General features: G+C 62.3%; 21 protein-coding genes. 9 read left to right on the top strand and 12 right to left on the bottom strand.

Translation table 11 applies throughout. The features are described 5' to 3' along the window. Positions 1-261 precede the first annotated feature (261 nt). Positions 262-873 carry a Panacea domain-containing protein gene (locus TL10_RS29440; RefSeq protein WP_052506304.1) on the top strand — a complete coding sequence of 204 codons (612 nt, stop codon included), beginning with the start codon at positions 262-264 and terminating at the stop codon, positions 871-873. A gap of 3 nt (positions 874-876) precedes the next feature. After that, on the top strand, positions 877-1,269 hold the full coding sequence (locus tag TL10_RS04460) for a type II toxin-antitoxin system PemK/MazF family toxin (RefSeq protein WP_043984658.1): 393 nt from the start codon (positions 877-879) through the stop codon (positions 1,267-1,269). 384 nt (positions 1,270-1,653) lie between these two features. On the opposite strand, the gene TL10_RS04455 is transcribed toward TL10_RS04460, so the two are convergent. From TL10_RS04455 to TL10_RS04440, 4 genes are all read right to left on the bottom strand, one after another. Further along, entirely contained in the window at positions 1,654-2,586 is a 933-nt protein-coding gene (locus TL10_RS04455; RefSeq protein WP_043984656.1) for a LysR family transcriptional regulator, read from the bottom strand. A 441-nt stretch (positions 2,587-3,027) separates the two neighbouring features. Next, on the bottom strand, positions 3,028-3,786 hold the full coding sequence (locus TL10_RS04450) for an SDR family oxidoreductase (RefSeq protein ID WP_043984655.1): 759 nt from the start codon (positions 3,784-3,786) through the stop codon (positions 3,028-3,030). 226 nt (positions 3,787-4,012) lie between these two features. Next, positions 4,013-4,447: a cupin domain-containing protein gene (locus TL10_RS04445; RefSeq protein WP_043984654.1), complete on the bottom strand. Its 435-nt coding sequence runs from the start codon at positions 4,445-4,447 to the stop codon at positions 4,013-4,015. Between the two features lie 236 nt (positions 4,448-4,683). Then, positions 4,684-5,196: a YkgB family protein gene (locus TL10_RS04440; protein WP_043984653.1), complete on the bottom strand. Its 513-nt coding sequence runs from the start codon at positions 5,194-5,196 to the stop codon at positions 4,684-4,686. 678 nt (positions 5,197-5,874) lie between these two features. Between TL10_RS04440 and TL10_RS04435 the strand changes: the two genes are divergently transcribed. Beyond that, positions 5,875-6,510, top strand: coding sequence for a nitroreductase family protein (locus TL10_RS04435; protein ID WP_202813113.1), 636 nt, complete (start codon positions 5,875-5,877; stop codon positions 6,508-6,510). Positions 6,511-6,796: 286 nt separating this feature from the next. Next, positions 6,797-7,333 carry a carboxymuconolactone decarboxylase family protein gene (locus TL10_RS04430; protein ID WP_043984652.1) on the top strand — a complete coding sequence of 179 codons (537 nt, stop codon included), beginning with the start codon at positions 6,797-6,799 and terminating at the stop codon, positions 7,331-7,333. Between the two features lie 276 nt (positions 7,334-7,609). Here TL10_RS04430 and TL10_RS30870 read toward each other — a convergent pair whose 3' ends face one another. Then, positions 7,610-7,885, bottom strand: a complete 276-nt coding sequence (locus TL10_RS30870; protein WP_131630673.1) for a hypothetical protein — start codon at positions 7,883-7,885, stop codon at positions 7,610-7,612. Positions 7,886-7,972: 87 nt separating this feature from the next. Here TL10_RS30870 and TL10_RS04420 point away from each other — a divergent pair, with 87 nt between their 5' ends. Beyond that, positions 7,973-8,452: a pyridoxamine 5'-phosphate oxidase family protein gene (locus TL10_RS04420; RefSeq protein ID WP_043984651.1), complete on the top strand. Its 480-nt coding sequence runs from the start codon at positions 7,973-7,975 to the stop codon at positions 8,450-8,452. A 568-nt stretch (positions 8,453-9,020) separates the two neighbouring features. Here the strand turns inward: TL10_RS04420 and TL10_RS04410 are convergent. Further along, positions 9,021-9,797: a TetR/AcrR family transcriptional regulator gene (locus tag TL10_RS04410; protein WP_082067836.1), complete on the bottom strand. Its 777-nt coding sequence runs from the start codon at positions 9,795-9,797 to the stop codon at positions 9,021-9,023. 719 nt (positions 9,798-10,516) lie between these two features. Between TL10_RS04410 and TL10_RS04405 the strand changes: the two genes are divergently transcribed. Further along, positions 10,517-10,876 (top strand): TetR family transcriptional regulator C-terminal domain-containing protein, encoded by a 360-nt coding sequence (locus TL10_RS04405; protein WP_131630672.1) that lies wholly within the window; start codon positions 10,517-10,519, stop codon positions 10,874-10,876. 362 nt (positions 10,877-11,238) lie between these two features. Here the strand turns inward: TL10_RS04405 and TL10_RS04400 are convergent, their stop codons facing one another. Next, complete coding sequence (locus TL10_RS04400) at positions 11,239-11,496, bottom strand: helix-turn-helix domain-containing protein (RefSeq protein WP_043984650.1); 258 nt, start codon at positions 11,494-11,496, stop codon at positions 11,239-11,241. A 60-nt stretch (positions 11,497-11,556) separates the two neighbouring features. On the opposite strand from TL10_RS04400, the gene TL10_RS29995 reads away from it, so the two are divergent. Then, positions 11,557-12,252, top strand: coding sequence for a hypothetical protein (locus TL10_RS29995; protein ID WP_082067835.1), 696 nt, complete (start codon positions 11,557-11,559; stop codon positions 12,250-12,252). Positions 12,253-12,638: 386 nt separating this feature from the next. Here TL10_RS29995 and TL10_RS31165 read toward each other — a convergent pair whose 3' ends face one another. Continuing rightward, positions 12,639-12,947, bottom strand: a complete 309-nt coding sequence (locus tag TL10_RS31165; RefSeq protein WP_043984649.1) for a DUF3040 domain-containing protein — start codon at positions 12,945-12,947, stop codon at positions 12,639-12,641. A gap of 99 nt (positions 12,948-13,046) precedes the next feature. Between TL10_RS31165 and TL10_RS04390 the strand changes: the two genes are divergently transcribed. Then, complete coding sequence (locus tag TL10_RS04390; RefSeq protein ID WP_082067834.1) at positions 13,047-13,955, top strand: alpha/beta fold hydrolase; 909 nt, start codon at positions 13,047-13,049, stop codon at positions 13,953-13,955. Positions 13,956-14,086: 131 nt separating this feature from the next. Here the strand turns inward: TL10_RS04390 and TL10_RS04385 are convergent, their stop codons facing one another. After that, positions 14,087-15,271, bottom strand: coding sequence for an FAD-binding domain (locus TL10_RS04385; protein WP_043984648.1), 1,185 nt, complete (start codon positions 15,269-15,271; stop codon positions 14,087-14,089). 323 nt (positions 15,272-15,594) lie between these two features. Between TL10_RS04385 and TL10_RS04380 the strand changes: the two genes are divergently transcribed. Next, complete coding sequence (locus TL10_RS04380; RefSeq protein WP_043984647.1) at positions 15,595-16,539, top strand: hypothetical protein; 945 nt, start codon at positions 15,595-15,597, stop codon at positions 16,537-16,539. Positions 16,540-16,757: 218 nt separating this feature from the next. On the opposite strand, the gene TL10_RS04375 is transcribed toward TL10_RS04380, so the two are convergent. The 3 genes from TL10_RS04375 to TL10_RS04365 are packed head-to-tail and all read right to left on the bottom strand — an operon-like array spanning position 16,758 to position 19,128. Next, positions 16,758-17,516 (bottom strand): Rv2686c family ABC transporter permease subunit, encoded by a 759-nt coding sequence (locus TL10_RS04375; RefSeq protein ID WP_043984645.1) that lies wholly within the window; start codon positions 17,514-17,516, stop codon positions 16,758-16,760. Continuing rightward, positions 17,516-18,226, bottom strand: a complete 711-nt coding sequence (locus TL10_RS04370; protein ID WP_043984644.1) for a fluoroquinolone export ABC transporter permease subunit — start codon at positions 18,224-18,226, stop codon at positions 17,516-17,518. The genes TL10_RS04375 and TL10_RS04370 overlap by 1 nt, the downstream gene beginning before the upstream one ends. Then, positions 18,223-19,128, bottom strand: a complete 906-nt coding sequence (locus TL10_RS04365; RefSeq protein ID WP_043984643.1) for an ABC transporter ATP-binding protein — start codon at positions 19,126-19,128, stop codon at positions 18,223-18,225. Before TL10_RS04365 ends, TL10_RS04370 begins: the two co-directional genes overlap by 4 nt. Positions 19,129-19,193: the final 65 nt, after the last annotated feature.

The following is a 19,193-nucleotide window of genomic DNA, read 5'->3' as shown; positions in this document are numbered from 1 at the left end:
CCGCTTGCCTTCATGCGAGGGCATCAAGGGTTCCACGACAGCCCAGAACTCGTCAGAAATCACATCCATCCGTGTCACCGATCAATCGTCGCCGATAACACCCTCACATTCGGGAGACACGCCCTAGGCGGATCGACTTTGCGCTCATGTGGGACGGTTTCAACACCACTTCACCCCTTGCTTGCCGTCATGCCTGCCGGCAGTGTCACAACGTTTAGTTACACTGGTGTCAAGTCTGCGGGCTGTGGAGGTGAGTTTCGGGTGACGGTGAAACCGGTCGATGCCGCAAGGTGGCTGATCGCGGCGGCATCCGACGACGGGCAAGCGCTGACGAACTTCCAGATTCAGAAGTTGCTCTACTACGCGCACGGCGACCTACTAGCCACTTCCGGAACGCCGCTAATCAGCGAGCATTTCGAGGCATGGGACCACGGCCCGGTCTGCCCAACCGCATACCGTGCCTTCAGTGACTTTGGGTCCGGCGTAATCACGAATGTCGCGATCAACCGCGACGCGATCGCATCGCGGATTGACGACGATGCCCTTGCAGCCCTCGAAAGAGCGTGGTCCGACTACGGCAACTGGTCATTCTCGGAGCTTTGGGATGACGTCCACTGGCCGGGAAGCCCCTGGGATCAGGTGCGGGTCCCAGGCGAGGATCACACAGCGATCCCGGATCAAGCGATCAAGCGGTACTTCGCCGATCTGCAACCCCCGAAGCTTCGCCGCTCGATGAACAAGTTGAGCAAGCGGCGCCGCGATCGCGGAGAAGTTCGGCGGAATCCTGTTGGTGATGCGGGTATCGTCGGCGAAATCGACGACTGGAGCGAACTCCGCGCTGCCGGCACCTCCGGGCTCCTTGGAGAGCACTGATAAGTGGCGCTGAAGACTATTCAATACCGTGGGGTCTACCAGGTGCTCGACACCGACTTGCGTTTACACCCTCACCCGGATGATCGAAATCAGAAGGACACCAATAAAAAGCGCTACTTCGTGGTGCTGAGCAATCGCGAGGTCTGCTACAGCGACGATTGGAAGTACGTCGTCGGATGCCCGACTTCAACTGATGACGATCAGGCGACGGAGTATTGCGTCCATGCGCCCAAGGGTGCGGGAAACCTCCCGCAAGACTGTTGGATTCGAGTTCCGGCCGTCCAACCGCTCGACAAATCCGTATTGCACAAAGGCCAGTACTGCGGCGAGTTGAAGGGCGACCCGCGAGAACGACTGGAAGAAGCCATCGTTGACATGATCGGCCTGCTTACCTAGTCATCTAAACGATCCGCGGCGTCGCGAGGCCGTGTGCGTGTATTGGTTCGCCAAGCCCGTGAGTGCGACACTTGCCGCAACACTTGCCGCCTGTACTCATTACCGCCAATTCTTCCCGCTACGAGTTCGAAGAGACGGAGCACCGCCCCGAGCATCGGTTTGAATCGCTCGAACATTTTCATGGCGTCGTCGCGGCTTCGGCGTCGCGTTCGACGGCTCGACTGGTGACGAGCCGGCGCCCGGCAATCACTGATGTTAGAGAGCATGTGATGCCTCATATGCACAGGGCCCCGCCCTCCGATCTGGCAGATCACCGGCGAGTTTCGCGTTCCTGCGATAGCGGCGCACGACAGTTCGTGCCGTCTTCTTGGAAGTCAGTGTCGATCATGGCGGCAGGTAGATGAGCCGCTGACCGGCCTCCATCGCTCCAACAAGCAATGCCAAGTCACGACGCCGTGACCACTCTGGCCACGCGACCCAGGTCCGACGTATCAACGGTTCGCCAACGAGTGGGAGCCATACCAGTGCTCCCGGTAGCCCTTGCACGCTGCTGCGGGCTGCGAGCGCGAACCTTCCCCCGAGGCTCAGCTGGGCGAGTTTGACTTCTGGTACCAATTCGGTCGCTTGAGCCGCTTGAGCACAGAATCCAATGCCGTGGTTACGCAGGACCGCTGTGACGTGGTCATGCCAGGCTGGGCTGTTGGATTTGGGGAAACTCAACCACGCCAAGCTCGCCAAGTCATCGAGTCGCAGTTTTGAAGACTCGAGTTTCAGGTCCTTGGCTTGCTGGGCGGCGACCAGGGCGCCCATGGGCTCCTCGGTGACGATCGCTACGTCCAGGCCTTCGCCGACTGGGCGTTCCCTCACCAGCGCGAGATCAAGCTCGCCATCCTTCAGCGCTGCCAGTTGTTGCGGACATGAAAGCTGCCTGATTTCAACGCGTGTGCCGCGAAACGGTGACGCCGCCAGCTTCGACAAAGCGTCGGTCAGCGGCTGAATCGTCATCTCGAACGGGACTGCGATGCGTAGGCCACGGCTGGCTGTTGGTGAGAAACTCGACGCGGACGCCAAAGCCTGCTCGAACCGGCTGACCAAATTACGGGCTTCACAAAGGAACACTGACCCCGCCGGACTGGGGGCCACGCCACTCGGACCGCGATCAACCAGGCGGAGGCCCAGCGCCTCCTCCAATGCGGCGATGTTCTGCGAGAGCGCAGGCTGGCTTACATTGAGGCTGCGGGCGCCAGCCGAGAAGCTCCCGGCCTCAACGGCTGCGACGAAGGCCCGGAGATGGCGGATTTCGACCCGTGTCTCCATCTCATGACCTCGAACCGTGTGGCCTTATCGCGTCGGTCACCGCTACAGCGGTATGCCGGCTCACGCGCTGTCCGGCGCTCTGTTGGACCTCATCGTTTGTGGATTTCACCCCGCCGCATCTCGCTGCTCCACTCAGATTCGATCCAGCATAACGGACTATTTAGTCCATAGAAAGTCGGATGACCGTACGCTGAGCCGTTTGGTTGTGGTGGCGAACCGGGGACCCTGCGCACCTCTGCAGCGCAGCGTTCGGGTTGTTTTCCCGCACTGCCAATGGCTGATTTGGGCATATGGTCCACGGTGACGCGCGGGCGGGGCCGATTCGACATTGACGTGTGCGCGGGCCCGCCGCATGGCGACTGGCGCACCGTTAAAGAAACCTGCGGGCCGGCCGCCTACATCGTTGTAGGCAGCCGGCCCGTTCCGCATCTCGTGCGTTATCTAGCAGTGTCGGGTGGCGTGTGTCTCGAGCCAGTCAGAAAAACGCGTCGTGAAGGTGATAGCGGTGTCGTTTGATGCGAGGGAGTGATCGTCGATCACGGCACCGAAGTACGGCGCGTTGGGGTCGGTCACGACCTGGCGATCGTCGCCAGAGGCCGCGAGCCCTGTGCGGACAAAGTCGTCCATTCTGATGGCCTCCGGCCCGACTACCTCGGCCACCCCATTGATGGGACTTCCAACAGCTGCACGGGCCACAGCGGTCGCGACATCGTCGGCGGCGATCGGACGAAAAACCGCAGGTGGCAGTGTCACGATGTTCCCCTCTGTGGCGGAATCAGCCAAGCCGCCCACGAATTCGTAGAACGGGGTAGCGCGAACGATCGAGTAGGGCCGGCCGGAATCTCTGATCAGGATTTCCTGAGCGCCTTTGGCGGTGTTGTAGCCGCTATCGGGCGTGGTGTGCGCGCCGACCACCGAGAGGGCCACGTGGTGTCCGACTCCGGCCACGCGTTCGGCGGCGAGGAGATTCTTCGTCGTCGTGGTGAAGAAATGCATGACCGGCTCGTCGTCAAACAATGGTGAGTCGGAGACGTCGACTACCACGTCGGCGCCTGTCAGGGTGTCCGCAAGGCCGTCGCCGGTGAGTGCGTCCACGCCTGACCTGCGCGACGCGGCGACGATGTCGTGCCCTTGCGCGGTCAGATTGGTCGCGACTTTGGAGCCGATGAGGCCGCGGCCTCCGATGACAACAATTTTCATGATGGTCCTTTCCAGATTGTGTGGCTTCGTTTTGCTGGTCTTGTGCCCTCAAGCGGTACATCGAACGGTCGGTTGGAGGGCTCAGATGGTGTGCTGTCGCCATTTGCTCGAAGGGCGGCCCCGGGGTCGGGGTGATCGACTGCGCACGTGTCGTCGAGCGGTGATTTGGGCCGTGTAGTGGTGAGGGCCAGGCCCAAGTTACGCTCCGCGGAGTTCCGCTGACGGGTCAGCGCTCTACGGCGTCGTCGACGCTGAGTGGGCCGTCGCCGACATCGAGCACGAACACTGCGAGCAGTTCGGCAGGCTCTGTTGCGCTGGCGTTTTCACTGATGACGTGATGCGCACCCGGCCTTTCGCTCCATGTCTCTCCGGCGTGATAGACCCGTGCCGGCTCGCCCTCGACTTGACTGCGGACCGCGCCGGAAATCACGTACGCCATGATGAATGCCGATTTGGCGTGGTGATGGGCGGCGCTCTTTCCGCCTGGCGGGTAGCTGACGGTCACCGCTTCCATCATTTTGCCCGGGACGTTGGTCGCCTCGTTGAACACCGGCTGCACGGCGGGCTCTTGCTCCGAGTTTGGTGGAGCTGGCTGTGCATTGGCGGTGGGGATGAGCATGGCTGCCGAGAGCAATGCGGGGAGCAGTATCTTGATGAACACGTTGGCTGTCTTTCTGTCGGTTCGATGTTGTTGCGCGTCTTGTGCCCGCTCAGGCCTGGTGTGTCGGCTGTGGTGTCAGTTGTTGTGAATTGTGTTGCGTGGCAACATGGCCCGACCGTCAGTGGCGGTTTCATCGGCGCGGCGGCCTTATCAGTTGCTTGGCGCTATGTCGAGGGGGTGTGCGGCTGCCCTACTGCTTCTGGCTCAAGCGGTCGTCGAGCCAGAAGCGAGCGGGCCTACTTGGGCGATTCCGCAGCGCCATGGACGATAGCGCCGATGGAGTCGGCCAGGGTCAGCACCGAAACACCGATCAGCACAACATCTTTGATGAGGAACTGTCCAGTCATCGACAGCAGGGGAAATCCGCCGGCAGACGGTTCGCCAACTCCGGGTGTGGTGAACAAGAAGGAGAGGGTGCTCGCGAACAGCAGGACAGCCACTGTGCTTCCGACCGCCGACAGTGCGGGGAACCGGGGCTTGGCGATAATGAGGAGTGCGGTAGCGATTTCCAGCACGCCGAGCATCGTTGAAAACGTCTGCACGCTGAACACGGTGTAGAGCCATCCCATGAAGGGACTGTTGGCAACCAGTGGTTCGATGTTGTGCGCCTCGTACGGGTAGAACTTGCAGACTCCGATCCAGCCGATGACCAGCGCTAGCCCGTAGCGGGCCAGTATCCAGCCGGTCGATTTCACCGCGGGTTCGGCGTTCCGCAGTGCGGCTGGGAGGGTGTTTGTTTTGAATGACATGTTTCTGGCTACCTTCCTATCGGTTTGTGCTGCGGGATCGGCAACACCATCTAGAACGGACTAACTGGTCCATAGTATTCCGAGGTTGGGACTGTGGTGCCCGGGCGGGCATCTCGAACTGCACGCGATCTCAAGCTGGTCAAACTGCTCGGTTCGTGCGGTGATCACACTCGGCTTTGCGCAGTGGGCCCGCGCCGGGTGTTCTGTTACGGCACGGACCTTACACGCGGGCAGCCGGTCGTTGTGGCCCCATGACAGGGTGGGGGTCGTTGGCTAGAAGCAGGACTTATACAGGGGTCAGCGATATTCGCGAGAGCGGCAGGCTCCGCTGAAACGTTCTATACACCAGTGATTTACGCTCGCCTCTCGGGGCCGGCCGATCCCCTGAGGCATGCGCAAAGGGTCTGCAGCAGGACATGTCACCGACCAATCGAAGTTCGAGGCCTTCGGTGGGTCGATTTTCCGCGGCACCCAGTTGAGCTGGTGTTCCAGACCGCTGGCTACCGATTCTCGGCGTGTTGTTTTAGGTGGGGCTGCGTCTCTCGGCCTTGGGCTGCGGCGCTTGTTGGATAGAACGGTATTGACTCGGGCATAAAAGGACTAAATAGTCCGTTATAATGTGGGTGAGGCGCCCCGCGCCACGCAAGTCTTTCGTTCCCACGTTGGTAAGGAATCGCCGTGACTATTGACATCACCTTCAGCAACCCCGTCATCGACAGCCTCATGAGCCGTAGCACGACCAGCCTCTACAATCCTGGGTTCAACCTGTCCGATGACCAGATCCACAACTTGGTACGCGTCGCGACCACCGCGCCCACCTCGTTCCATTTGCAGAATTGGCGTTTCATCGCCGTTCGAACGCCCGAGGCCAAAGCACGCCTACGGTCGATCGCATGGGACCAGCCCAAGATCACCGCGGCGGCAGTGACCTTCATCATCTGTGGTCAGTTGGCGGATCACACGACGGTGCCTGAGCGCCTGGCCCCGGTGGTGGAGGCAGGCATCATGCCGGCCGCCGCCGTGCCAGAGTGGCAAGAGGCAGCCCGCGGCCTGTACGCAGACAGTCCGCTTCGCCAGCGTGACGAAGCAGTACGTACCGGATCCATTGGCGCAACCGCCATGGTCTACGCAGCCAACGCGCTGGGCCTGGGTTCGACACCGATTATTGGATTCGATGCAGAGTCGGTTGCCCGAGAGTTCGGGTTAGCACAGGACGAAGTGCCGGTGATGCTGCTGTCAATCGGGGCGAAGCGCCCGGAGAACTGGCCACAGAAGCCGCGCCGCCCCGTCAGCGACCTGCTCGAATTCGTCTAGCCGCAGATATACAGGGCTTCGCCGATCAGAGCGTCGGTCGCGGCCAGCAGCGGTCACGTAGCGAGCGGTCACCCTCTGCAGATCAGCAGGCATTGACCGGAACTCGAGGATGCCCGTGCGGTCAAACCGGAGCCAATACGCCTGGCTATCGACCAACGAGTGCCTTCGTGCTGATCAACGCTCCCACACCACCGACGTCCAGGAGGTGCAGATACAGCAACTTCACCATCGACCGCCCGCGACGAATCAACCCCACCGCCATATCAATCGATCGAAAGGAAACACCATGACCCACTTCGCTCTCATCGAACCCGAGGCAGCATCCGGCACAGCTGCTGAGCTCTTGACGCAGGTACAGAAAGCGCTCGGCTCGACCCCCAACATGACCAAAGCCATGGCGAACAGTCCCACGCTGCTCAAGACCTACTTGGCGCTGTTCTCTGCGGTGGGCACTGGCAAACTGCCTGCGGCCGTCCGTCAGCGTCTGGCCATCGCGACGGCGCAGCTCAACGGATGCGAATACTGCCTGTCGTCGCACACGTATATCGGCGCCAACATCACCAAACTCGACGCCGGCGAGCTCGAGGACGCCCGAAAAGGCCAATCCGCCGACCCGCACGTGGCCGCCCTGTTGAAACTGTCGAACACCATCGCTGAGAACGCCGGCGATGTCGCCGACGCAGACATCGCCGCCGCCCGTGAAGCCGGGGTCACCGACGAGGAAATCGGCGAAGTAGTGGCCAATCTCGCGCTGAACACGCTGACCAACTACTTCAACATCATGGCGCGTGTCGACAACGACTGGCCGGTCGTAGCGCTGTGAGCCGTTAGCCGCCCCGAGCTCAGGACGGCAGGCCCACGACGAGCTGCAGGGCCCGCCACAAAAGGGTGACGGGCCCTGCCTCCGGCAGCATCATGCCCCCCTTGCACTCCAGATCCGAAGAAAGTTGGTCCTGTGGACTGCACACGCAACGCGTGGTGTCGCCTTGCCAGAACGCCTCGACCATATTGGGCGGCAACACTCTTCACTCGATTGGCATTGGGTTCGGGGTTTCTGTCCGCAGTGGCAGACCGCTTCGGAGGGTGGGGGATCACCGGCTCAGACCACGTCGCTTGGGGAGACTTTCACGCCTTCGTTCAATATGTGGGCGAGCTCGCCCCATATCTGCCGGCGGGACTGGTCAGTGTTGTGGCTTGGTCCTCCACATTGATCGAAATCGTGCTCGGCGCTCTCCCGCTTGTCGGCGTCGGGGTGCGGTGGGGTCGCATGGGCCAGCGCCGGCACGCTGCTCGCGTTTGCGGCCTCGATGTTCCTCTTCTCCGGCTTTGAAACTCCGCTGAGCGCATCGGTGTTCAGTGCCGCCGCGGCCGCCATGCTTCTTGTCCTCCGCCCGCCGGGCAAAGACATCCTCAGTCTCGACCACCTGCGCCGACACGGGCGCAAACTAGAGAAGGAATTGACATGACCGCCCTCGACCACGACATGTGGGACATCATCGAAAGCGCCAAGCTGGCTTTCGTCGCCACGGTCAACCAGGACGGTTCCCCCAATCTGTCCCCGAAAGGCTCCCTGCACGTCTATGACGACGATCGCGTCGCATTCATGGACATCGCCTCACCTGGGACCATCGAGAACCTGGCACGCAATCCACGCATCGAGATTGTCGTCATCGATTTACTGCGGAGGCGCGGATACCGGTTCAGCGGTGCCGCGGAAGTACATTCACCCGGCAGCAGCGTGCATGCCTGGCTCAATCACTGGTTGCAAGACCGCAACGGGCCGGGCTATCCGGCAAACCATGCGGTTGTCCTGAAGATCGAACAGGTACGTCCAGTGTTCTCCCCTGCCTACACCTACGGCGCGGCCGACGAAAACACCCTCACTGCACAGTTTTCGGATGCGTACCTCAACACACTTACACCGCCAAATGACCGGTGCTAGCCCGATCGGAGGTAGACGGTGAAACAGATACGCGAAATCTTGCAAGGCGACACCGCGCTCGCCGCGGAAGCCCTGTTGCTGCTTCGGCTCCGATGCGAGACCGCGGACGCGATCGCCACCGCGGCCGACACCCATCTCAGACCGAGCGGCTACCGACTCGTTGGAGTGTTCGAGTATCACTCACACGCGGCGTCATCCGTTGTCGGCCTTCGCGAGATGTGGTCCACGGCATTCGGCCACTACATGTACATCGATGATCTGAGCACCATGGAAACCGCGCGAGGGAACGGGATACGCAGACGAGCTGCTGCAGTGGGGCGGAAGCCAAACGTCGCCGGTGCACGCAGGTTCACCTCGACTCAGGTGTCAACGCTGATCGCGCACCGGCTATACATGCACAAGGGCCTACGGATTTCAGCTCATCACTTCTCGATCGACGTCAGCAGCCGACTGGCGAATCCTGCTGCACAACCTTGTTTGACGTCTTAGTGGCACGCGATTGAGTGAACTCACAAGTCGGCGCGGTCGCGGTACGCCTGGCAGCGCATCACGGAAGAACGTGCGCCGCTTAGCGTTTGGTTGCGGCGCTACCGCCGGTCTTCGCGGTGCGCACACGGCGCGTAGGCGTCGACTTGTGCGGCGTGCCGGCCGCCCTACGTGTCGCGGCCGGCACGCTGGCCGCCGCCGCGGTCGTCGTTACCTTTTTGCGGGCCGCGGCGGCGTCGGCCAGACTTTCGATGTGAGCCAGCGCCATGTCGAGTGCGGTGGCCATCGGAGCGACGTCATGTTCGGCTTGGGCCAGCAGATAACCACCCTGCAGCGCCGCCATCAGGCCCGTCGCCAGCGCGTCGGGATCAGCACTCATTGGAAGGCTACCGTCATCAACCATGCGTCGAAACCCGTTCGCGAGCAGCCCTTCCCAACTGGCGAAATGTTCTGACAGCGACGTGCGCGCCTCATCGTCCACGTCCGCGAGCTCGACGACCAAGTTACCCAGCGCACAGCCGTACGCACCGCCTTGGAGCGCGGCGCCCTGAATGAGCGCGTCACGCCACCGCCGCAGGCCGCTTATCGATTTCAGCCTCGCCAGCCGCTGACCTTCACGCGCCAAGACCTGCTCGCCACGCATTGCCACTACCGCACGCACCAATTCAGGCTTGCCGCCCGGGAAATGCTTATACAGCTGAGATTTGCTGGTGCCAGTAGCGGCCCGCACATCATCGAGGGTGACCGCATTGACGCCGCGAACATACATGAGCTCCGCGGCGGACGAGATCATCCGGGCTCGGGTAGCCTCTCCGCGTGCGGTTGTTCTCCGCCGCGCCTGCTGCTCGCCGCCGATCATTGGCACAACATTACCGGCTGGACCGAGCGGTCAGAGCTAATCGACGCAGCCCGAACATGCGTCCCGACCCCGGCATGATGGGGGCCACCTACCAAATCACCGTTACGGTTACCCATAGCTCCTGCCTAGCCACGATCCGACGCCGATGCGACCTGAGCCGGGTTCACCTGAGGCGAGTCGGTTTCATACAGAATAGCTCCATATATGGACGGCAGGGTCCGCAAATGGCCGCCAAGCCGGTGTGCAGTGCGGCTCGGTGCGCTCCTGGTGCAGGCACTGCGCCTGGCAGTGTCATCGCGCCTGCGACTGGCGAACCCGCCCACAACGTTCAGCGGTGCCCGCATTCCTCACAGGCGCGCAATTGCGCCTGACAAATCGGCCGCGGCATGCGGCGCTGCGGGCATGCCGCGACTGCGTCCTATCGGTGATGCCGGTACCAACACAGACAAAAGGGACTATATAGTCCGTTTTGTGTCTATGTCTCTACCTAAAGCTACGCGATGGTTGCGCCAAGCTAGCGTGACCATCACAGCTGGGCAACCCCGCCAACCCAGCGCTCCGGAACCGATAACGATGTCGCCGCACCCATTCCCCTGAAGGTTCGAAAGTGGAGGTAGATAGACATTTTCGGCGAGGAAGACTCCACGCGTTCCCTCCGTGATGATCAGGTCGAAGCGCTGTTGACGGCCCAACGAGCGCAGCTGTCGAAGGTGACGAGCTTGACGTCATTCGGCGAATGGCGCGACAGCCTTGTCCAGGCAGGCAGTCAATTGAACGACGAATCCATCCCCGCATTGGCCGTGATGATCTCCGGCCTGGCGGATCGAGATGAATCCGCTCGTGAACATGCGGCGGGCTGCTTTGCCGCATGGCGCGGCCTGGTGGCCTCAGCACTTCGGCGATTACAGAACGATGGGCGGTTGCGCAGCGACGCGGATCCGGAAAAGCTTGCCACCGGCCTGATTGCGGGAGTGCAGGGCGGCTACGTGCGAGCGCAAGCTAGTCGCAACCCCGATCCGATGGCGATTGCCATCGACATGGCGTTGGCGCACATCCGGTCTTTCACCGACGAACCTTAAAAACCAGCCGACTGCCGCACAAAGCTCACCACAAGTGGCAATCCACCTTCCAGATTGCAAATCCAAAGCACTACAGGGTGCTTCACCGTTGTGGCGTCCGGCGGCACTGGATGCGCCGTCGCTAGCGGAACTCTGAGTCGAAATGCCGAATTCGACATCATTCGACATTTGGTAATGCAATTCGACACGGAGAAATGCAACCTGCAGCGGCTGGCGACCGGATTAGGCGGAGTTGCCGCTACTTGCCGCGGGAGCAGGTTCATCTATCCGCGCGGCCACCGCAGCCGCTATACCAGCGCAGGCCGTTCCGCAGTGGCAGTAGCGGCGTCAGCCTCCTCCAGCGACCGATCGGACCGGATTGACTAGCGATCCTCAAGCAGTGCGCTGACGGGCACCGAGAGAGCGGCGGCTATGTCGAAAAGCCGTTCGTACAACAATCCCCGCTGCCCGCGTTCCACTTGGACCAACATGTGTCGGGCCACACCGGAAGTGAGGGCGACCTGTTCCTGTGTCAGTCCTCGTTCCAGGCGAATGGCTCGGATACGGGCGCCGACAACGGTTCGGATCGCCACCCACTGGGCGGCGCGCTCGGGTTCGTGGTGACGGGGGTTTGTCGGCACGCACCCTAGTCACTAGGTGGGGACGCCGAAAGTCTGTACAACTAGTTGTATATTGCTCGGGTGTTTGCTACGTCATACTCGCCTGAGCCGGCCGAAAATGCTTCAGATCTGGCGCTGGAACTGCTCGACGAAATGCGCATTCGACTGATGGAGTGCCGGCTCGTGCTGCAAGCTTTGCCTGATCACGCGGACATGAATTTCGATGAACTCGAGAAGGATCTGCACGTCGCCGCACAGGGTGCGCACAACGCTTACGGAGCAGCCAGCCTGGTGCACCAGGGGGCCACGCTAGATGCCCGATGGGGTGCCGACTGGTCTCGGCCGAAAGCGATATTCGCCCGGCACAGTGCGGCGGTGCGCGCCGGCGCTGCAAAGGTCCCGCCCGGGCGGTCGGTGAGCGATCGGCTGGAACGGGCGCTGTGGCAGCTGCCGCCAGCGGACCGCGTACAGAATTTCGCCGGTCCCAGACCGCAATGCGTGGGCACCGTGCGTCCCAATGACCTTCAATGCACTTCGCCTGCGGTCTACCTCGGTTCGGGATCGTTTGGGACGCACTGCTATGCGCATGCAGGTCGCTATGAGCGTGATCGACATCGGGCCCATCTGGATGAGGTTGCGGCCGCTCAGTCCGAGTTGCACGACCAGTTGTTAGACCGGATTCATCACGTGGGCACGGAAGTCAGCGAGCGTTGGCTTCAGAGTCGAACGGATCGTCGACAGTGGGCAGACCAACTGGACGCAGCGATCTACTTGTGATGTACGAGTAGCGATCATCCGGTCTTCTCGTCGACTACTGGCATCGAACCCCGACTCCCCGAAAGGGGGCGGGGTGCCTCGCGTCGCGCCAAACAGAACGCAGTTGTGCGCAAGTCAAAGCCAGACCTCGAAGGTCGGCACCGGTGATCAACCACACCCCGCCGCTTCCAGTTTGACATCAAGGACACTCGAGTGCAACTAGTTGTATACGATTTGCGGACAGGGTTGATTGACAACGGATTCCGCGCAATCAAGGCGGTTCCCGCTTGCGCTGTCGCCCTGTCGAGCCGCTTGCAGCGTGGCCCGATCACGGCCAAGTAGCGGCAGCGGCATGACCAACCCAGAGCCATCTTCGTCGGCGCCGCGGATATGCGCGGTTCGGCAGACTACTTGCGGCGGCGAAGCACCGCTTTGGGCGGCACGGCGACCCAGCCGAATGCTGCGCCGAACATCATTGCGTAACTACACGCCGCAACGAAATACACGCCGCCAGTGATACCGGGGGCCACGAAAACCGCGCCGCCCATCATCGCCACGCCAAGAAGGAACAGCAGCGCCGCAGCAGTGCGCCGGCGACGCCGAATTCGGGGCGCGGAGGTCATTTCATCGAACTGGCGGGTCAGCCGCGGCGCGTCCAGCTCCAACTCGTCCGAGATTTGTTCGAGAATCTGTTGTTCGCGTTGCGACGGCTCCATGGCGCACCTCCCGTGCCGCATTGATAGCCAGGTGGTTCCCGCACGTCGCTGTCCGGATCCGCGCCGGCCCTTGCCGTATAGTGTTGCATATAACAACAGTTGCTGTGTAGCCATATCGCTGGGTTTGGATGCGCGCTGTACGAATACTGCTCGACGGACGTCCGGCTTGTTTGTGGGAGGTGCACTATTCCCGAAGTCGAGCTCGGCGCGGGCCGACTGCACTATCACGACCGCGGGAGCGGCCCGTGCGTCCTGCTGGTCCACGGATTGTTCGTCAACGGCACCGTGTGGGAGCCGTTGGTTCGCCTGCTCGAAAGACATGCGAGGTGCGTCATACCGGACCTGCCGCTGGGTGCACACGCGATACCGATGAACGGCGCCGACCTATCCCCGCCGGCGCTGGCGGCAATACTCGCCGAATTCATCGAGCGGTTGCAGTTGACCGACGTCACCGTGGTTGGGAACGACACCGGCGGGGCCTTGTGCCAGATTCTGTGCGCCCATCATCCTCACGTTGTCTACCGGTTGGTGCTGACCAATTGCGATGCGTTCGACCATTTTCCGCCCGCAGTTTTTCGCCCCATCGAAGCCGCCGGGGCCTACGTTCCCGGCCTCATCGCCGGCCTTGACCTGCTGTTGCGTATGCCGTGGTATCGACGTGCCGCGCTGACGGCCGTACCGCTGACGATCCGGCCACTGCCTGACGAACTGCTCGTGACATGGTTTGCGCCCCTGCGGGACGCCCGTATCCGCGCCGACCTGCGTGCTGTGCTGCAAGGGATTTCGTCCAAGCACACGCTCGACGCCGCCGAATGTTTGCGGCATTTTCCGTGGCCGGCGCTCGTCGTGTGGGGCGCGCGAGACCGCTTCTTCCCCCTGTCAGACGCGGCGCGACTCACCCAGACATTGCCTCACGCGCGGCTGGAAGTCGTCGACGACGCCCGCACGTACGTTCAGTTTGACCAGCCGCAGCGACTTGCCGATTTGGTGCTCGCCCATATGCGGTAGTTCGTTGACGCTGACCACGCAAGGTCCGTTGGATTGTGAGTTCCCAGCGATCCGCGGTACGAAGAAGTCCTGATCGCCACAACGCAAATCATGTCCGAGTCGGCGTCCCACCGCGGCCGAGACGGGTTTGGTTACATGCCGTACTGCGGCAGCACCAACGCGTCGCTGATTTCACGGCGCCAGATCCGCTGACCTAACCAGGGCATCGCGAGCAGTTTGGTGGCCTGATTGCGCGCCCACACCCCCACCGAGGTGGTCGGGGCGAACACTGCGGCAAAGCGGCGAGCGGAGGCTTGCTTTCCTTCGATGAATCCCCGCAGCAAACGCTCTTGGCGCGCAAACGCGCGACCGTAATCAGTGTCGGCACGGTTGAGTTCACCAGCAAGCACGTACGCCTGTGCCATCGCCAACCCGGTGCCTTCCCCGGCTAGCAGCGATACCGCGCTGGCGGCATCGCCGATCAGCGCGACCCGCCCGCTAGACCACCGGTCCATGATGACCTGGCTCATGCGGTCGAAATAGATGTCCTCGGTGTGCTCGAGGGCCGCGAGAATTTGGGGGGATTCCCACCCCGCTGTTCCGAGGACCTGTCGCAGGGCGTGTTTGATGTCGTCGGTCGTGCGCGGGGCGGGGCCGGGTAGTCGATCGGCGGTGAATACGGTGAGAAACATGGTGCGATCACCCCGCATCGCGAAACGGCTGATCATGCGTCCCGGGCTACTGTGGGCGAGATAGACCAATTCGTCGCGTGGTCGATAGCCGGTGACCTCGAACGCCGCCACCTGGTATCCCAGGTCGGCTTCGAACCGCTCATCGGGGCCGAACACCGCCCGGCGCACCGCCGAATGCGTGCCATCTGCACCGATGACCAAATCGAAGGATTGTGGTCGCCCGCTGTGCGGGCGCACTTTGACATCGACGTCGGATTGTTCGATGTCGACCACGCGTGACCCGAATCTGGTGGACACCTGGCCGTCGACGGTGTTGAAGATCATGCGCGCCAGGTCACCGCGCGCCACGCTGGTAAACCGTCCGTTTGCCATGCGACGCAGGGCACGCGTGTTGAAGCCGCCAACGCGACCACCGTCTTGGTCGACGAGACGGAGCTGTTCGACGTCGTAGCCAGCTGCGTGCACCTGTGCAGTGAGAGCCATCTTCTCGGCGACCTCGTACCCCACACCCCAGAAGTCGACGATATAGCCACCATCGCGCAGCTCGGCCGCCGTCTCGAACACGGTGACATCGAAACCACTGCGGTGCAACCAGAATGCTGCCGTGGTCCCGGCGATCCCGGCTCCGACAATGGCGATCTTCATGGGTTGACCCGCCGGCCGCCGCCGCGTGACAATCCTCGCGTGCCATGTTTGTGCATGCGGCCTCCTCGTGTTGAGTGCGCCCGGCCACGCTGGCACTTCAGCGCATTACCTATTATCGCATAATGCAACAGTTGCCGTTCGCGATCATTGGAGGTTGGCGCCGGTCGTCACGACGGCGGGCCGCCTGCGGCCTCCGTCCTCGCGGCGACACCCTGCCCAGGAGCGCCCGCAGCCGCGGGCCCGGCGGAACGCGCCTGCGCCGTGCCGCCATCTGCGTGGCAATAATGGCGTCACTTGTGCCACTGTCCGGATGCGATACGCGGGTGCCCGACCGCCGTGACGACGTCGACCGGCTCAGCGCGCAACTGGGCTCGATGCCCGGGGTGCAAGCCGCTCACGCCGACTATGCCAACCACTGGGCCGAGGGCGCAGTAATGTTCGCCATCCACCTCGACGCCACAGAAAGCCTCACCGCCGACGAGCTGGCCTCGGTCGTGGATACCTACCTCCAAAATCTCGCATCGGGCCGATACCGCGACTACCACACCGAACTCGAGGTCCGCCGCGGCTGGAACGTCTTCGCCGTAGACAGCAGCGACCGGCCGATTGCGAACACTGCGCAAATCCTCGACCAGGCCCGCAACTGGATTGCCCTGCGCACCACACTGCCGGGGGCCACTGTTGCACTGCGGTCCACGATCAGTCACCCGTTGGCGCACTTGAGCCCCAGGGAGATCGGAAGTTCGAACCGAGCGGATATCGAGCTTCCCGAGGGCACCCACAGCATGGACATCGCCGGCGCGGTCAGCACCATCGCAGCCCGATTTCCCTATCTGGCGGTGCTGAACTGGACGGTCAGCGCAGCACGGGCACAAGACCAGATCGCGTATACCGGGCGCTTCCCGACGGCCGCCGAACTCGAACTCTGGCGCCGGCTGACCACCGACCAAACCATCGCTCATACCGACAGCATGCAGATCAACGGACCTGTCACCCCACCGGTGTGGCTTTCCGAAGCAACAGGCACCGACACCCTTGACGTCGCCCTCGCCCTCGCCACCCAGCACCTACCCCTGGCCGCAACATTGCCCGTTCCGGTCCTTTACACCGCCGGCAGCCAACTGTCCGGTCACATCGGCGGCTACGGGGTCTCGCGAGGTCCGGTCGCGGTCACCATCGGCGGATGCACCCGACGTGACCTGGCCGTCTATCAACCCACCGTCGGCGAACAGGCACTCATTCATCGCTACGAAACCTGCCACCGGTGACCACGGCGCACTTAAGCTCGAAACATAGTGCGACCGAAAGCCGCTGACGAAATAGATAGCTGATGAATACTTTTCACTAGCGAGCGCAGCCGGTGACACGCACACTGTCGGCGCGACGGCTACTTTCGGGGTTGACCCCATCGAGCGGATTCTGCCGCCCAAACAGGCCGCAAGGTCGGACACGACGTCGGGGCCCAGGAGAACAGACCGCGCATGCATCAAGTGCACTTGGCGACGAACCGGCGAAAGAGTAGCCAGGCGATGGCGAGGTTGTAGGCCACACCGCCGAGCAGATACGGAAACCAGCTGCCGTGCTCGGAAGCGACCCAGAAGGCTTTGGCTGCCCAGTAAGGCGGCAGAACAGCGAAAGCCAGGTTCCAGGGCGAATCGATGAACCACGGCAGGCATGGCAGCCCGGCGATCAGCATGCCGAGCGCACGCACCATGGCGATGCCTTGAATCTTGTTGTTGGCGAATGCCACGATCAGTAGCAGCGTCGTCACCGCGGTCAGGCCCGCGAGGATCCCAATCGGGATCAGGACCGGGGTCAGCCCCGGGTCGAGGATTCCGCTGAAGGACATGGTGGCGATCACGTAGATGGTGGTGACCGCGATGACGGTGACGGCGCGGTACCCGAAGAACGTCGACATGGGCACCGGGGTGACCCGCAAGGCGGTCAGGGTGCCGGCGTCGATCTCGTCGAGCACAAGGAAGGCCGCCAGCCCGCCGACAATGATGATGCTGGTCAGCAGCAGGAATGCGGTGAGAACCAACGGGTAGTACGGCACCAGGTCGAATTGGTAGCGGTCGGCCAGCAGGTCGGTGACCCTCGGAGTGAGTACCGCAACACCGGTGGTCCAAATCACCGGCGCCACGACGAGCATGACTAGCAGCGGATCACGGTAGGTCCCGCGAATATCGTTGCGGCCGAATGCAGCCAGTGCTTTGGTCGAGCGCAATCCCAGCACGTTGGTCATCACGCGCCTGACCTTTCGATGACGTAGCGGTCGAACAACACTTTGGCGGCCCGGCACAAGCCCACCAGACACAGCAGCGGATAGGCCACGGCGTACAGGAGCTGGCCGGTGCTCAACGTCACCTGGCCGAACGCCGCACCGAGCAGCAGCAGCGGACCCTGGATGGGGATGACATACAGCACGGGGTTGGGCCACAGCCCGGAGTAAAAGATCAGCGGTGGCACCAGCATGACCGCCAACGGGAGGGTCGCGGCCAGAAACCAGTCGGTCACCGAACCGAACGGCAGCGACGTGATGAAGCCGACCACCAGCATCAACAATGTTCCCAGGACCACGCCTGCGACCAACGGCAGCGGGTGGTATGCGAATCCGTCGACGATCGTGACCACGACAATCGCGACGAACGATGAGATCGACACCAGCACAAGAAGCTTGGCGGCCAGGTACTCCCAGAACCGCAAGGGCGTAGAGATGACGGCCCCTAGGGTACGTTCCTGTTTCTCGAAGAACACGGCGGCGCCGATGAAGAAGAACCCAATGATGGAGATGTCGCCGACCAGCACGTAGGGTTCGGCGACCGGACGCAGTTCGCGCGGCATCGGCAACAACACAGCCAACCAGATGAGGCCGGAAAAGACGCCGGCGTGCAGGAACTTCTGCCGGACCTGCAAGGTGAATTCCAGACGCGTGGCGGTGGCCAGTCGGGTCATGTCAGCTGTGTTCCGGTCACCTCGACGAATACGTCGTCGAGGCTGGCTTCGCGACTATGGATGGTCTCGACGTGATGGTTGCGCAGGACTGCACTAAAAGCCGGATCGTCGGCCAGACCGTCCATCGCAAACTCAGCAGTGCCCAAAGTCGCGGTGTTGGTGCGGTATTGCACCCGAACCCGCCGTTGACTGCGGGCGATCTTCAATTCGGCCGGGGTGTCGAGGGCAACGATGGCGCCGTCGACGACAAACGCCACCCGATCACACAGTTCGTCGGCGGTCGACATGTCGTGGGTGGTCAAGAAGATGGTGCGGCCCTCGGCCTTGAGGCCCAGGATGATGTCCTTGACCTTGCGTGCGTTGACCGGGTCCAGGCCCGAGGTCGGCTCGTCGAGAAACAACAGTTCGGGATGGTTGATCAGCGACCGTGCGAAGGTCAGCCGCATCTGCATTCCCTTGGAATACTTGCCAACTCGGGTATCGGCGACCTCAGTCAACCCAACTGAGTCCAACAAAGCCGTCGGGTCCACGGTCGGTCCGTCATACAGAGAGGCGAAAAAACGCAGATTCTCGGCGCCGGTGAGCTTGTGATAGTGGTTGGGCAGTTCGAAGGAAACCCCGACGCGCTGGTAGTAATCGCGGCCCCACGCCAGCGGATCGCGGCCCCACACGGCAGCTTGACCGCCATGGCCCCGAAGCAGTCCGATGAGCAGCTTCTGGGTGGTCGATTTCCCGGCACCGCTGGGGCCGAGGAAACCGAAGATCTCGCCGCGCGCGACGGTGAAATCCATTCCCCGCACGGCGGGGCGGGGTGCGTTCGGATAGGTAAACGTCAGCCCCTCGACACTGATGATGTCGGTGTTCGCCGGCGGTGCTGCATTTTCGCGTGGTTTTCTGTACATCGGGTGCCTTTCGGGTCGGTGCAGCCACCTCACACACAGTGCTGCAACATCTCCGACCAGACTTC

The sequence above is a fragment of the Mycolicibacterium llatzerense genome, assembly GCF_000878195.1.
Lineage (GTDB): Bacteria > Actinomycetota > Actinomycetes > Mycobacteriales > Mycobacteriaceae > Mycobacterium > Mycobacterium llatzerense.
This window is presented reverse-complemented; position numbering and strand designations above follow the sequence as displayed.

Excerpts from the sequence above, each read along its gene's own strand:
- TL10_RS04455 (WP_043984656.1), bottom strand. The coding sequence starts at position 2,586 with ATGGAGACACGGGTCGAAATCCGCCATCTCCGGGCCTTCGTCGCAGCC.
- TL10_RS04450 (WP_043984655.1), bottom strand. The coding sequence starts at position 3,786 with ATGAAAATTGTTGTCATCGGAGGCCGCGGCCTCATCGGCTCCAAAGTC.
- TL10_RS04440 (WP_043984653.1), bottom strand. The coding sequence starts at position 5,196 with ATGTCATTCAAAACAAACACCCTCCCAGCCGCACTGCGGAACGCCGAA.
- TL10_RS04430 (WP_043984652.1), top strand. The coding sequence starts at position 6,797 with ATGACCCACTTCGCTCTCATCGAACCCGAGGCAGCATCCGGCACAGCT.
- TL10_RS30870 (WP_131630673.1), bottom strand. The coding sequence starts at position 7,885 with ATGGCGGCCGCGGCGGCACTGAACACCGATGCGCTCAGCGGAGTTTCA.
- TL10_RS04420 (WP_043984651.1), top strand. The coding sequence starts at position 7,973 with ATGACCGCCCTCGACCACGACATGTGGGACATCATCGAAAGCGCCAAG.
- TL10_RS04410 (WP_082067836.1), bottom strand. The coding sequence starts at position 9,797 with ATGATCGGCGGCGAGCAGCAGGCGCGGCGGAGAACAACCGCACGCGGA.
- TL10_RS31165 (WP_043984649.1), bottom strand. The coding sequence starts at position 12,947 with ATGGAGCCGTCGCAACGCGAACAACAGATTCTCGAACAAATCTCGGAC.
- TL10_RS04385 (WP_043984648.1), bottom strand. The coding sequence starts at position 15,271 with ATGAAGATCGCCATTGTCGGAGCCGGGATCGCCGGGACCACGGCAGCA.
- TL10_RS04375 (WP_043984645.1), bottom strand. The coding sequence starts at position 17,516 with ATGACCAACGTGCTGGGATTGCGCTCGACCAAAGCACTGGCTGCATTC.
- TL10_RS04370 (WP_043984644.1), bottom strand. The coding sequence starts at position 18,226 with ATGACCCGACTGGCCACCGCCACGCGTCTGGAATTCACCTTGCAGGTC.
- TL10_RS04365 (WP_043984643.1), bottom strand. The coding sequence starts at position 19,128 with ATGTACAGAAAACCACGCGAAAATGCAGCACCGCCGGCGAACACCGAC.